The sequence below is a fragment of the Microbacterium sp. genome, assembly GCF_031178525.1.
Taxonomy (GTDB): Bacteria; Actinomycetota; Actinomycetes; order Actinomycetales; family Microbacteriaceae; genus Microbacterium.
In genome coordinates this window covers 1-12,949 of the sequence record NZ_JAPSJA010000051.1, presented here as the reverse complement: position 1 = coordinate 12,949, position 12,949 = coordinate 1, and the positions used below count along the sequence as shown (strand labels likewise).

Sequence of the window (12,949 nt, the reverse complement as noted above, 5' to 3'; positions counted from 1 at the left end):
GCGGTCCCGCTCGCCACGATCGACGAGGCGCTGGAGGCGCTCCGCGCCGGCCGACCCGTGATCGTCGCGGACGACCAGGACCGCGAGAACGAGGGCGATGTCGTGCTCTCGGCCGAGCTCGCCACCCCCGAGTGGATCGCGTGGGCCGTGCGCTGGTCGTCCGGCTTCCTCTGCGCGCCCATGCCGCACGATGTCGCAGACCGCCTCGATCTGCCCCCCATGGTGGAGATCAACGAGGACGCCCGCTCGACCGCCTACACGGTGAGCGTCGACGCGGCCTCGGGAGTGACCACGGGCATCAGCGCGTCCGACCGCGCGCGTACCCTCAACGTGCTCGCCGATCCGTCCTCCGAGGCGAAGGATCTGATCCGGCCCGGTCACATCCTGCCGCTGCGCGCGGTCCCCGGTGGCGTGCGCGACCGCGCGGGCCACACGGAGGCGTCGGTGGAGCTGATGAGGCTCGCCGGACTGCAGCCCGTCGCCGTGATCGGCGAGCTCGTGGCGGAGGACGGCAGCATGATGCGCCTGCCCGGCCTGATCGAGCTCGGAGCACGCGAGGGCATCCCTGTCATCACGATCGAGCAGCTGATCGCCCACCTCGACCTGCTCGACCCGCGCGGCGCGGACCGCCCCGCGACGCGGCGACAGGTGAGCCTGCGGGCTGATGCGAAGGTGCCCACCGCGCACGGCACGTTCCGCTTCCTCGCGTACAAGGACCGCCAGACCGGCACCGATCACATCGCGGTCGTCTCCGGCGACCTGACGGCGCCGGCCCCGCTCGTGCGCGTGCACTCGGAGTGCCTGACGGGCGAGGCGTTCGGATCGCTGAAATGCGAGTGCGGTCCGCAGCTCGAGGCCGCGCTCGACGCGATCGAGCAGGAGGGCGGCGTCGTCATCTACATGCGCGGCCACGAGGGGCGAGGCATCGGCCTGATCAACAAGCTGCGCGCCTACGCCCTGCAGGAGCGCGGCCTCGACACGGTGGACGCGAACACGGCCCTGGGCCTGCCCGCCGACGCGCGCGATTACGCCGCCGCGGCCGGCATCCTGGCAGACCTCGGGGTCGAGAAGATCCGGCTGCTGACCAACAACACGGATAAGGTGGCTCAGTTGCGCGGTTTCGGCCTGGACGTGGTGGAGCAGGTTCCGCTGATCGTCGGGGTCGGCCCGAACAACCACCAGTATCTGGAGACGAAGCGCGACCGGATGGGACACATCATCGGCGAGGAGGAGCTCGCCGACGCGATCGCACGCATGCAAGAAGGAGGCCAGCGATGAGCGGCAAGGGCGCTCCCGTACGGGAAGCGGTGAACGGATCGGACCTCGACGTGGTGATCGTCGCGGGAACGTGGCACGAGGAGATCACGGACGGCCTGATCGCCGGCGCGCGGCGCACGCTCGACGCCGCGGGCGTGAAGCACCACCTGGTGCGCGTGGCCGGATCCTTCGAGCTGCCGGTCGTGTCCAAGGCGGCCCTCGATGCGGGCGCGGATGCGGTCGTCGCGCTGGGCGTCATCATCCGCGGCGGCACGCCGCACTTCGAGTTCGTGTCGTCCGCGGCCACCGACGGCCTCACGCGCGTGGCGCTCGACACCGGCAAGCCGGTCGGCTTCGGCGTGCTCACCCTCGACGACGAGCAGCAAGGACGCGACCGCGCGGGCCTCGAGGGCTCCCGGGAGGACAAGGGCGCCGAGGCCGCGGATGCGGCGGTCCGCACGGCGCTGACGTTGCGCGAGCTGCGCGCGCTGCGCCTCGAAGACGATCACGACTGACCTCACTCCGACAAGGGCCCGGCAGATCGCCGGACCCTTGTTGTTTTCGGTGAGCAGTATGAAAAGTGCGCAACGAGGGATCGGATCGATCCGCGTAACCGCGCAGGAGTGGCCTTCCGCCGCGAATAAGCTGTCATCTTGCCCTGTCGGCGCTCGCCGACAGATTCCCGCAGTTCCCCAGACAGGCAAGACATGACTACCGCAGCTCACACCCCCTCATCGGGTGCCGCCACCGGACCCGCCAACTCGCGCTCTCGCGTGATCACGGCGAGCCTCGTCGGCACCACGATCGAGTTCTACGACTTCTACGCGTACGCCACGGCCGCCGTGCTCGTGTTCCCCGCGCTCTTCTTCCCCGCCGCCGACCCGACGACGTCGCTGCTGACATCGTTCGCGACCTTCGGCGCGGCCATGGTCGCGCGTCCGATCGGCGCGATCGCGTTCGGGCACTTCGGCGACCGCGTGGGCCGCAAGACGACGCTCGTGGTGTCGCTGCTCGTGATGGGCATCGCGACCTTCCTCATCGGCGTGCTGCCGACGTACAACCAGATCGGCGTGTGGGCCGGCATCATGCTGCTCGTCCTGCGCCTGGCGCAGGGCTTCGCGCTGGGCGGCGAGTGGTCGGGCGCCGCGCTCGTGGCGACCGAGAACGCCCCGAAGGGCAAGCGCGCCCTGTACGGCACGTTCCCGCAGCTGGGCGCGCCCCTGGGCTTCATCATCGCCAACGGCCTGTTCCTCCTCATCAACTTCTCGATGCCCGGCGAGGCCGGCGCGCCGTCCGAGGCGTTCCTGACGTGGGGCTGGCGCATCCCGTTCCTGTTCTCGGCCGTCATGGTCATCATCGGCCTCTGGGTCCGGCTGAAGCTCGTCGAGTCGTCCACCTTCGAGAGGGCGTCCGCCAAGGGCGCGATCAAGCGCTTCCCGCTCGGCGAGGCGTTCCGCCGCTATTGGAAGCAGCTCATCCTCGGCACGTTCATCATGCTGGCGACGTACGTGCTGTTCTACCTGCTCACGAGCTTCCTGCTCTCGTACGGCACGAAGGCGCCCGTCGCGCCTGAGACCTACGACGCCGCGGCCGCCGGCCCGTGGGTGCCCGGCCTCGGGTTCTCGTACGTGCAGTTCGTGCTGATGCAGATCATCGGCGTGGTGTTCTTCGGCATCTTCACGCTGCTGGCCGGCCCGCTCGCCGACCGGATCGGACGTCGCAAGCTGCTGATCGGCGTGACGATCGGGATCATCGTCTTCGGTGCGCTGTTCCCTGTGTTCCTGCTGCCGCAGGGTGCCGCGACGATGCCGCTCACGCTCGTGTTCCTGATCATCGGCTTCGCGCTGATGGGTTCGACGTTCGGCCCGATGGGCGCTCTGCTTCCCGAGCTGTTCCCGACGAACGTGCGCTACACCGGCTCGGCCGTGGCCTACAACGTGTCGTCGATCCTCGGCGCCGCGCTCGCGCCGCTGGTCGCCGTCGTGCTGTGGGCGTGGGGCGGCGGAAACCCGTGGCTCGTGGGTCTGTACCTCTCGGCCGCGGGCGTGCTGACGCTGATCGCGCTCATCCTGTCCCGCGAGACGAAGGACGTGGACTACGACGAGGACCTCGTCGCCGCAGAGGCGACTGTGCTCTGACACCGCCCTCCGAATGGGCCCTCCCGCGTTCTCGCGGGAGGGCCCGTTCGCGTCCTAGAGACCGTAGGCCTCGAGCAGCCGCAGCCAGAACTCGCTGAGCGTCGGGTACGCCGGCACGGCATGCCACAGACGCCGCAGCGGCACCTCGGCGGCGATCGCGATCGTGGCCGCGTGGATCTGCTCGCCGACGCCGGGACCCACGAGCGTGAGCCCCACGAGCACGCCGCGGTCCTCGTCCACGATCGCGCGGGCGTGGCCGGCGAAGTCCTCGGCGATCAAGCCGGCCCCCGCCACGCCGGCGAGGTCGTAGTCGATCACGCGGACGCGCAGCCCGCGCTTCTCGGCCTCGGCGGCCGTGAGCCCCGCTGAGGCCACTTCGGGGTCCGTGAAGACCACCTGCGGCACGGCCGCGTGATCCGCGGAGGCGACGTGGCGGCCCCACGGTGCGTCGTCGACCGGGTCGCCCTTCGCGCGCGCAGCGATCACGTCGCCGGCGGCGCGCGCCTCGTACTTGCCCTGATGGGTCAGCAGCACGCGCCCGGCGGCGTCCCCCACCGCGTAGAGCCACTCGGAGCCGCGCACCCGCAGCGTGTCGTCGACCTCGAGCAGGCCGTGATCGTTCACGTGCTCATCGACTCCGATGTCGCGCACCCGTACCGTGCGCCCCATCGCCACGACGACCTCGTCCACGACGAGCTCGCCGTCGTCGAGCAGAAGCCGGACGGACCCGTCCCTCTGTCGCGTCACCTCGGCCGGGCTCGCGTCCTCGCGCACGGTCACGCCACGGGCGCGCAGCGCGTCGCGGACGGCCTCGCCCGCGAACGGCTCCAGCGAGCGCAGCAGCGGGCTGCGCGACAGCAGCGTGACGGTGCTGCCCAGATCGGCGAACATCGTGGCGACCTCCGCCGCGACGACGCCGCCGCCCAGCACGGCCAGCCTGCCGGGGACCTCCTGTGCCGACGTGGCCTCGCGACTGGTCCACGGCCGCGCGTCCCGCAGCCCCGGGATGTCGGGGATCCGCGCCTCGCTGCCGGTGGCGATCACGACCGCGTGCCGCGCGATCAGCTCGGTCCGGCCGTCCTCGCTCTCCACGATGACGCGCTTGTCGCCCGCGACCCGTCCGCGACCCCGCACGAGCGCGATCCCGGCCGATTCGAGCCAGCGCACCTGGCCGGAGTCGTCCCAGTTCGCCGCGAAGCCGTCGCGGCGCTCGAGCACCCTCGCGGGCTCGAGCGTGCCACCCGTCACGCCGGCGACCGCCTGCGCGGCGCGCAGCGCGGCCCCGGGACGCAGCAGCGCCTTCGAAGGCATGCAGGCCCAGTACGAGCACTCGCCGCCGACGAGCTCGGACTCGACGATCACCGCCTCGAGTCCGCCTCGCACGGCCCGATCGGCGACGTTCTCGCCGACGGGCCCTGCGCCGATCACCACGACGTCTGTCTCGCGCACGCTCATGTGCCGAACGTACTGCCCGGTTTCGCCCGCGCGGTACCGTGAACCTATGGAAACCCTGCGCGACGTGGTCGTCCTCATCCACCTGATCGGATTCGCCATCCTGTTCGGGTCATGGGCCGTCGAGGCGTTCGCGAAGCGGTACGTGCCGAGCCGCACGATGGACTACGGGCTCGGCATCTCGCTGGTCGCGGGTCTGGCGCTGTCCGCGCCGTGGGGTCTCGGCGACGGCGAGCTGAACTACACCAAGATCGGCATCAAGCTCGTCGTGCTGGTCGTCATCGGCGGCCTCACGGGCGCCGGCCGCTCACGCGCGAAGAAGGGCACGCCGATGCCGGCCTGGACCTTCTGGCTCATCGGCGCGCTGATCCTCCTGAACGCGGGTCTCGCCGTCATCTGGTGACCGCCGGCGCATCATCCGCGCGGACCATCGCGAAAGCCGAGGCCGGCGGCCTGAGCGCCTAGACGAGTGGCGTGCCGTGGGTGTGGAAGGTCTCGATGGTCTTCATGCCCCACGCCTGGCCCTTCTTGCGCTCCTCCTGCGACCACTCGACGACCGGCTGATCGGGGTCGAGCAGCAGGCGGGCGCCGGCGTTGGCGAACTCGATGCGGTTGCCGCCGGGCTCCCAGACGTACAGGAAGAACGTCTGGTTGATGGCGTGCTTGTGCGGGCCCGATTCGATGTGGATGCCGTTCTCGAGGAAGATGTCGGCGGCCTTCAGGATGTCCTCGCGCGTGTCGGGCGCGAACGCGATGTGATGCAGGCGGTTGCCGTGCTTCGTCCAGTCGTCGGAGTAGACGACGTCGTACGACTTCAGCGAGAAGTGGAACCACCAGGCCGCGAACCTGCCGTCGTCGTTGCGGATCCGCTCGCTCTCGCGCATGCCGAGGGCCTTCGCCAGGAACGCTCCGTTCGCCTCGACGTCCTTCGCGAGGTAGTTGATGTGGTCGATGCGTCGCGCGTTCACCCCGCGCCCGGGGAACGCCGAAGCCTGGTTCTTGAGCGCGGGCTTGTCGTCGGTCGCGACATAGCGCTCGGTCTCGTAGTAGATGCCCATCTCGTGACCGTCAGGATCGTGGAACAGGAAGGTGCGGCCCGTGCCCACCTCGCCGTCGACCCAGCCGTCGCCGAGCCCCATGTCCTCGATCGCGGCGACGCGGCGCTCGAGCGCCTCCCGACTCGCTGCGCGGAACGAGGTGCGGCCGACGCCGGCCTTCTCCCTCGCGGTCAGCTTGATCGTGTAGAGCTCGTAGTCGTCCCACGTGCGCAGGTAGACCGAGCCGTCCTGTTCGGCGACGACCCGCATCGCGAGCAGGTCGCGGAAGAACCACAGGCTCCCCTCGAACTCCGGTGTGAAAAGCTCGACGTTCGCCAGGTGCGCGACGTCGAATGCGGTGGAGTCGGTCATGGGCTGTCCTCTCTGACGGCGGGATTCACGGACGAGGGCGCGGGAACACCGTGCCCTCGAAGATCTTGCGAGCGGTGCGCAGCGCGGCCGAGCGGTCGACGGTCCAGGTGTCCCCGGATCGCGACACGGCGACGTCGACGTCGAAGTGCCCGGTGGGATGCTCGATGACGAACGCGTCGCCCGTGCCGGGGATCGCCGCGAGCTCGCGCCCCACGGACCCCTCGGCGAGCACACCGGCTGCCACGGTGAGCGCACCGAGCACGCCGATCGATGTGTGCACCCGGTGCGGCAGGAAGCTGCGCGTGGCGATCGCGCCGCCGTGGCGCGGCGCGCTCAGCAGCACCATCTTCGGCACCGTGGCCTCGCTGACATCGCCCAGCCCCATGCGCTCGGCCGCGGCGAAGCGGAGGCGCTCCAGCCTCTGCTTGAGCGCGGCATCCGCCTCGAGCGCGGCGGGATCCTCGTCGCCCGACACGCTGACATCGTCCGCGCGGATGAGAACGGTCGGCATCCCGTTGTCCACGCACGTCGCGCGGATCCCGTCGAGGTCGTCGGCGACCGCTCCTGTCGGGAACAGCGCGCCCGTCGACGAGCCCGCGGTTCCCTCGAAGTCCAGGGAGATCACGCCGGCCGTGCCGGGCACGCCGTCGATCGCGAGCTCACCGTCGTAGTCGACGACACCGCGGTGCCCGTCGGAGAGGGAGGTCGCGAACGTCGCGGTGGCGACGCTGCCGGTGTTGACCATCCGGATCCGCACGCTCGTGCGATCCGCCGCCGGCGCGACGAGACCCCGCTCGACGGCGAACGGGCCCACGCCGGCGAGGATGTTGCCGCAGTTCTGCCGGTCGGTGACCAGGGCCTCGTCGACGCCGACCTGCAGGAACAGGTAGTCGACATCCGTCTCCGGATCGGCGGCGGGCGACACGATGGCGACCTTGGACGTCAGCGGGTGGGCTCCGCCGAGTCCGTCGATCTGCCGCGGGTCGGGCGTGCCCATGATGCGCAGCAGCAGGTCGTCGCGCTCGGCCGGGTCCGACGGAAGGTCGGACGCGAGGAAGTAGGCGCCCTTCGACGTGCCGCCGCGCATGAGCATGCAGCGGATGCCGTCAGCCATGCTCGGCCTGGGTGACGTAGCGCACGCCGAGGTCGGACAGCAGCGCGCGCAGCCCCTTGCGGTCCAGGCTGAGCTCGCCGCCACCGGCGTACGCGGCGCGGTCCGCCTCCTCCTTCGTCACGCGGGCCTCGACCGCGGCGAGCGCGCTCGCGGCCTCGCGGCGCGGCACGCACACCACGCCGTCGTCGTCGGCGATCACGACGTCGCCCGGGTGCACGAGCATGCCGTCCACCACGACGGGGACGTTGACGGATCCGGCGGTCGCCTTGACGGTGCCCTGGGCGTGCACGCCGTTCGACCAGACAGGGAATCCCATGTCGCGCAGATCCTGTGTGTCGCGCACGCCCGTGGCGGTGACGAGTCCCCGCACGCCCCGCGCCTTCAGCGCCGTGGCGAACAGATCGCCGAACGCGCCGTCCGCTGAGGGCGACGTGGTCGCGACCACCAGGAGGTCTCCCGCCTGGCACTGCTCGATCGCCGCGTGGATCATCAGGTTGTCGCCTGGCCAGCTGAGCACCGTGACCGCCGTTCCGGCCACGCGCGCCCCCTGCTGGATCGGCCGGATCGACGGACCCGCGAGACCCGTGCGACCCATCGCCTCATGCACGGTCGCGACGCCGTGCACCGCGAGGCCGTCGACCGTCGCCGCGTCGACGCGCGCGATGTCGGTGACGACGATCCCCAGCTCGCTCATCCGGCCCCTCCTGCCCGCCTCGACCGTCACTCCAGCACCGACGTCACCTGCGGGTAGTACCGCATGTAGGCCTCGCCCATCGTGTCGTGGGGCAGCCCCAGGTTGGGCCCCGCGTTGCGCCTGACCTGCACGCCGCGGCGCACGGCGAGCGCCGTGTAGTACTCCCACATGTGCTTCTGGGCGGGCAGGCACTCCATCGCTGCCTTCTTGCGCGGGAACGCCTCCGTGATGTCCAGCAGCACATCGGGCTTGAAGTCGGACTGCTCGGGCTGATGCGGCTCGAAGAAGAACACCGGCGGTGCGCCGATGATGTCGTCCTTCGACGGGTACGAGCCGTCGGCGTTCGCCACTCCGATCGCCTGCGCGAGCACCCGCGCCTGCAGCGCCATGCGCGCGGCCGCCGGGTGGTCGCCGTTGTACGGGTCCGACAGCGGATGCGTCAGCACCACGGTCGGCTGCGCGCGGCGCATCACGTCGACGAGCTGCTGGACGGCCTCCCGGCTCTCGAGCAGCGGGTAGTCACCGAGGTCGAGGAACTCGATGTCCGCGCCGAGCGCCGCGGCTGCGGCCTCCGCCTCCGCGCGACGGATCGCCTTGATCTCCTCCAGGGGCTTTCCCGCGAGCCACTGACTCGCCGACTCGCCGCGCTCGCCGTACGACAGGCACACGACCGTCGCCCGCTCCCCGCGCAACGTCGCAGCGGCGATCGCGCCGCCCGCGCGCCACACGAAGTCGCCCGCATGCGCGCTGACGACGAGCAGGGACGATGATGTCTCGGGCATGGCGGATCCGTTCGTTCTCGGGGTGCTGCAGGAGCCAGTGAACCAGCCCTCGTCGGCGCCGGTCAAGGATTGTCGACAATCCTGTCTACGGGAACGTAGTAGAAAATCGTCGCCAATCCGTGTCATCCTGCGACCGACAACGCAGTCCGATTCCGAAGGATCCTCATGGCGAACAATCTGCAGGAGCTGCTCGACGAGCGCGGCGACACGGTCGAGATGCTGCGCAACTCGCGGCTGGGCACGTACATCTACCCCGTCGTGCCGAGCGAGTTCAGCAACTGGCGGCGCGAGCAGAAGGCGTGGCGCGAGACCGCGGTGCTCTACGACCAGACCCACCACATGGTCAACTTCTTCCTGTCCGGCCCCGGCGCGCTGCAGCTGCTGAGCGACACCGGCATCAACAGCTTCGCGAACTTCCCCGTGGACACCGCCAAGCAGTTCGTCCCGACGGCATCGAACGGCGGCGTGATCGGCGACGGCATCCTGTTCCACGAGGACGAGCGCGACTACGTCTACGTCGGACGCGCGCCGGGGGCGAACTGGCTGCAGTTCCACGCCGAGACCGGCGGCTACGACGTCGAGTTCCGCTACGACGACCGATCGCCGTCGCGCCCGTACGGACAGGCGGTGCACCGCGAGTACTACCGCTTCCAGATTCAGGGACCACGCGCGTGGGACATCATCGAGAAGCTCAACGGCGGCCCGCTCGAGAAGGTGAGGTTCTTCCACATGGGCCACCTGGAGATCGCGGGCCGCCGCGTCCGTACGCTGCGGCACGGCATGGCCGGCGCGCCCGGCCTCGAGCTGTGGGGCCCCTACGAGGACCACGGCCTCATCCGGGACGCGATCCTCGAGGCCGGAGCCGAGTTCGGCATCGAGCCGTGTGGATCCCGGGCGTACTCGTCGAACACACTCGAGTCGGGCTGGATCCCCTCGCCCCTGCCCGCGATCTACTCCAGCGAAGCCGAGCGCGCCTACCGCGAGTGGCTGCCGACGACGAGCTACGAGGCGATCAACGCGATCGCCGGCTCGTTCGTCTCCGATGACATCGAGGACTACTACCTGAACCCCTGGGAGCTGGGGTACGGATCGTTCGTGAAGTTCGATCACGACTTCATCGGCCGCGACGCGCTCGAGAAGCTCGAGCCGGAACAGCAGCGCCGCAAGGTCACGCTCGCCTGGAACGACGAGGACCTGGCGAAGATCCTCACATCCGTGATCGACCGCGACAGCGAGGGCTACCAGTTCTTCGACGTGCCGAATGCGAACTACGGATCGAGCAACTTCGACACGGTCATCGACGCGGACGGCACGAACATCGGCCTGTCGCTGTTCACCGGCGTGACCGCCAACGAGAAGCGCGGACTGTCGCTCGCGACCGTCGACCGCGACGTGCCGGAGGGCGCCGAGGTGCGCGTCGTGTGGGGCGAGCCCGATGGCGGCTCGGGCAAGACCACGGTCGAGCCGCACCGGCCGATCGAGGTGCGTGCGATCGTCAGCCCCGTGCCGTACGCCACCGTCGCGCGCGAGACCTATCAGGGCGGCTGGCGCTCGAGCGGGCGGCTCTGAGCCAGGCCTCGGGCGGCCCGGCGACAGCAGGGCCCGCCCGGGGCGCGCCGTCAGCCCTCGAGGATGCGCTGCAGCGACGCACGCGTGGCGCGCGTCATGCCGGCCGGGCTCCCCGAGCGCTCGAGCAGCTCGACGGCGTCGCGCATCTCGTGCTCGCGGCGCTCGGCATGCCGGTACGTGCCCGCCAGCATGCGCTCGAGGACGGCCGGGCCGTCGGGTCCGAGCTCGTCCGCGATCTGCGCACGAAGCCATTCCTCGGCGCCGTGCGGGCGCGCCGCCTCCAGCGCCTCGACCACCACGGCGGCCACGCCCTTCATGTAGACGGCGCGCAGCAGCTTGCGCCTCGCGGCGTCGCCGATGCCGCCCGGCACCACGTCGACCGGCACGCCGAAGGGGCGCATGCGGGCGGCGAAGTCGTGCGCGGAATCGCCGCTCGCGAGCAGCGGCGTGCGGTGTCCCGCGCGCGGTACCGGAGCGAGCACAGCGACATCCGCGACCCCCATCCCCGAGGCCCGCGCGATCCGCGCGACCTCGAGCTTCGTCTCCGGCGCCGAGGTGTTGAGATCCGCGAGCAGCGTGCCGGGCGCCATCCGCGCGACGGCGTCGCGCGCGGCGTCGACCGAGGCCCGCGCACCCACCAGGCTGAGAACCAGCTCAGCGCCCTCCAGGCACTCCTCGAGGCGCGGCCGCTGCGCGATCCCGCTCGCCCTTGCATCCACATGCGGATCGAACCCCCTCACCTCGGCACCGAGGGCGGCGAGCCCCTGCGCGTAGAGGCTGCCCGCCTCACCGAGCCCCATCACCGCGATCCGCGTCATGGCCGTCACCCTACGTCCCCGAGGCAGATTTGCGACACGATTGTTGACACTTCAGGTCCGACCTCCATAGCCTTCCGGTACGAGCACCGGCGCTCCGACCCGACGCGGCAGACGTTCTCCGCGGGAGCCCCGCCTGCACCCACTGCAACGACGCACGGAAGACCGAGGCGATGGCCGCACGACTCACCCTGCAGGATGTCAACCTCCGCTTCGGCGGAGTCTCGGTCCTGCACGACGTCGGCTTCACGGCGGAGCCCGGGGAGATCCTCGGGCTGGTCGGCCCCAACGGCGCCGGCAAGACCTCGCTGTTCAACTGCATCAGCGGCCACTACCGCCCGAGTTCCGGATCGATCACGATCGACGACGCCGAGGTGAGCGGACTGCGCCCGTCTCGCCTCGCCGGCCACGGCCTCGCCCGGACGTTCCAGCACCCCGCGCTGCAGCTGCACGCGACCGTTCTCGAGAACGTCGTGCTGGGCGCGCACACGCGACTGCCGGGCGGCCCTCTCGCGTGGTCGCTGCGCGTGCCGCCGACGGGCCGCCGCGAGCGCGAGCTGCGCTCCGAGGCGCTCGCGCTGCTCGAGACGCACGGTCTCGGCTGGGCGGCGAACCTCGCGGCCGACGAGCTGTCGCACGGCCTGCACAAGGGCGTCGAGCTGTGCCGCGCCCTGCTGATGCGGCCTCGGCTCCTGCTGCTCGACGAGCCCGCCGCCGGCCTCTCGCACGGCGAGGTGGAGCGCTTCATCGAGACCGTCCGCGACCTGCGCGCTCACGCCGACGTGACGGTCGTGATCGTCGAGCACCACATGGGGCTGATCTCGGCGCTCACCGATCGCGTCGTCGTGCTCGACCACGGGCGCAAGCTCATGGAGGGGACGGCAGCCCAGGCGCAGTCCGATCCGCGCGTGATCGAGGCCTACATCGGAAAGGACGCCGCGGATGACGCTGCTTGAGCTCGTCGACGTCACGGCGTCCTACGGACCCGTGCAGGTGCTGGAGGGCGTTTCGCTGAGCGTTCCCGACGGCGGCGCGGTGGGCATCCTCGGTGCGAACGGCGCCGGGAAGACGACGACCCTGCGGGCCATCAGCGGGGTCGTGCGCACGACCGGCCGGATCGTCTTCGACGGCGAGGACATCCGCGGGCTGCGACCCGATCAGGTCGCGGCACGCGGCATCGCCCACGTGCCGGAGGGCCGCGGCACGCTGCCGAACCTCACGGTGCGCGAGAACCTGCTCGTCGGGGCGTATCTGCGCAAGGACCGGCGAGCGCTCGCCGCCGACATGGACTATCTGCTCGAGCTGTTCCCGAACCTCCGGGAGCGGATCTCCTCGAACGCGTCCGCGCTCTCGGGCGGCGAGCAGCAGATGCTCGCCGTGGGCCGTGCCTTCATGGCCAAGCCGCGCCTGCTCATCCTCGACGAGCCGTCCCTGGGGCTCGCGCCGAGCACGGCCAAGAACGTCTACGAGGCGGTCCGCCGCCTCCGCCTCGAATCGGGCATCGCGATGCTCGTCGTCGAGCAGAACGCCAACCTCGCCTTCAGCATCGTCGACACCGCGACGGTGCTCGAGACCGGCCGCAGCGTGCTCACCGGCACGTCGGCCGAGCTGAAGGGCCGGGACGAGATCCGACGCGCGTACCTGGGAGGCTGACGTGGGCACCTTCATCCAGCTTGTCGTCGACGGCCTCGCCATGGGCTCGATCTACGCGGCGCTCGC

At 70.7% G+C, this 12,949-nt stretch carries 13 protein-coding genes; 7 read left to right on the top strand and 6 right to left on the bottom strand.

Translation table 11 applies throughout. From position 1 onward, the window contains the following. From ribA to RIF89_RS05445, 3 genes are all read left to right on the top strand, one after another. Positions 1-1,278: GTP cyclohydrolase II (ribA, locus tag RIF89_RS05455; RefSeq protein ID WP_309068129.1), on the top strand; the 1,278-nt coding region annotated here is incomplete at its 5' end. Continuing rightward, positions 1,275-1,772: a 6,7-dimethyl-8-ribityllumazine synthase gene (gene ribH / locus RIF89_RS05450; RefSeq protein ID WP_309068128.1), complete on the top strand. Its 498-nt coding sequence runs from the start codon at positions 1,275-1,277 to the stop codon at positions 1,770-1,772. The genes ribA and ribH, both read left to right, overlap by 4 nt. 192 nt (positions 1,773-1,964) lie before the next feature. Further along, positions 1,965-3,395 carry an MFS transporter gene (locus RIF89_RS05445; protein WP_309068127.1) on the top strand — a complete coding sequence of 477 codons (1,431 nt, stop codon included), beginning with the start codon at positions 1,965-1,967 and terminating at the stop codon, positions 3,393-3,395. 54 nt (positions 3,396-3,449) lie between these two features. On the opposite strand, the gene RIF89_RS05440 is transcribed toward RIF89_RS05445, so the two are convergent. Then, positions 3,450-4,850, bottom strand: a complete 1,401-nt coding sequence (locus tag RIF89_RS05440; RefSeq protein ID WP_309068126.1) for an NAD(P)/FAD-dependent oxidoreductase — start codon at positions 4,848-4,850, stop codon at positions 3,450-3,452. Between the two features lie 46 nt (positions 4,851-4,896). On the opposite strand from RIF89_RS05440, the gene RIF89_RS05435 reads away from it, so the two are divergent. Continuing rightward, the gene (locus RIF89_RS05435) at positions 4,897-5,250 is read left to right on the top strand and encodes a Fe-S protein (RefSeq protein WP_309068125.1); all 354 of its coding nucleotides are present in this window, start codon (positions 4,897-4,899) and stop codon (positions 5,248-5,250) included. Positions 5,251-5,308: 58 nt separating this feature from the next. On the opposite strand, the gene RIF89_RS05430 is transcribed toward RIF89_RS05435, so the two are convergent. From RIF89_RS05430 to RIF89_RS05415, 4 genes are read right to left on the bottom strand one after another with little or no spacing between them, the layout of a single operon-like run. Continuing rightward, a complete protein-coding gene (locus RIF89_RS05430; protein ID WP_309068124.1) occupies positions 5,309-6,256 on the bottom strand; it encodes a VOC family protein in 948 nt (315 codons plus the stop codon). 25 nt (positions 6,257-6,281) lie between these two features. Continuing rightward, on the bottom strand, positions 6,282-7,370 hold the full coding sequence (locus tag RIF89_RS05425; protein WP_309068123.1) for a 4-oxalomesaconate tautomerase: 1,089 nt from the start codon (positions 7,368-7,370) through the stop codon (positions 6,282-6,284). Continuing rightward, entirely contained in the window at positions 7,363-8,064 is a 702-nt protein-coding gene (locus RIF89_RS05420; protein ID WP_309068122.1) for a 4-carboxy-4-hydroxy-2-oxoadipate aldolase/oxaloacetate decarboxylase, read from the bottom strand. Before RIF89_RS05420 ends, RIF89_RS05425 begins: the two co-directional genes overlap by 8 nt. A 26-nt stretch (positions 8,065-8,090) precedes the next feature. Then, positions 8,091-8,846 (bottom strand): PIG-L deacetylase family protein, encoded by a 756-nt coding sequence (locus RIF89_RS05415; RefSeq protein WP_309068121.1) that lies wholly within the window; start codon positions 8,844-8,846, stop codon positions 8,091-8,093. A gap of 165 nt (positions 8,847-9,011) precedes the next feature. On the opposite strand from RIF89_RS05415, the gene RIF89_RS05410 reads away from it, so the two are divergent. Next, positions 9,012-10,415, top strand: a complete 1,404-nt coding sequence (locus RIF89_RS05410) for an aminomethyl transferase family protein (RefSeq protein WP_309068120.1) — start codon at positions 9,012-9,014, stop codon at positions 10,413-10,415. A gap of 50 nt (positions 10,416-10,465) precedes the next feature. Here the strand turns inward: RIF89_RS05410 and RIF89_RS05405 are convergent, their stop codons facing one another. Then, positions 10,466-11,233, bottom strand: a complete 768-nt coding sequence (locus RIF89_RS05405) for a DUF1932 domain-containing protein (RefSeq protein WP_309068119.1) — start codon at positions 11,231-11,233, stop codon at positions 10,466-10,468. Positions 11,234-11,403: 170 nt separating this feature from the next. On the opposite strand from RIF89_RS05405, the gene RIF89_RS05400 reads away from it, so the two are divergent. Both RIF89_RS05400 and RIF89_RS05395 read left to right on the top strand, forming a co-directional pair. Further along, positions 11,404-12,186, top strand: a complete 783-nt coding sequence (locus RIF89_RS05400; RefSeq protein ID WP_309068118.1) for an ABC transporter ATP-binding protein — start codon at positions 11,404-11,406, stop codon at positions 12,184-12,186. Then, positions 12,173-12,883, top strand: coding sequence for an ABC transporter ATP-binding protein (locus RIF89_RS05395; protein ID WP_309068117.1), 711 nt, complete (start codon positions 12,173-12,175; stop codon positions 12,881-12,883). Before RIF89_RS05400 ends, RIF89_RS05395 begins: the two co-directional genes overlap by 14 nt. The last annotated feature ends 66 nt before the right edge of the window (positions 12,884-12,949 follow it).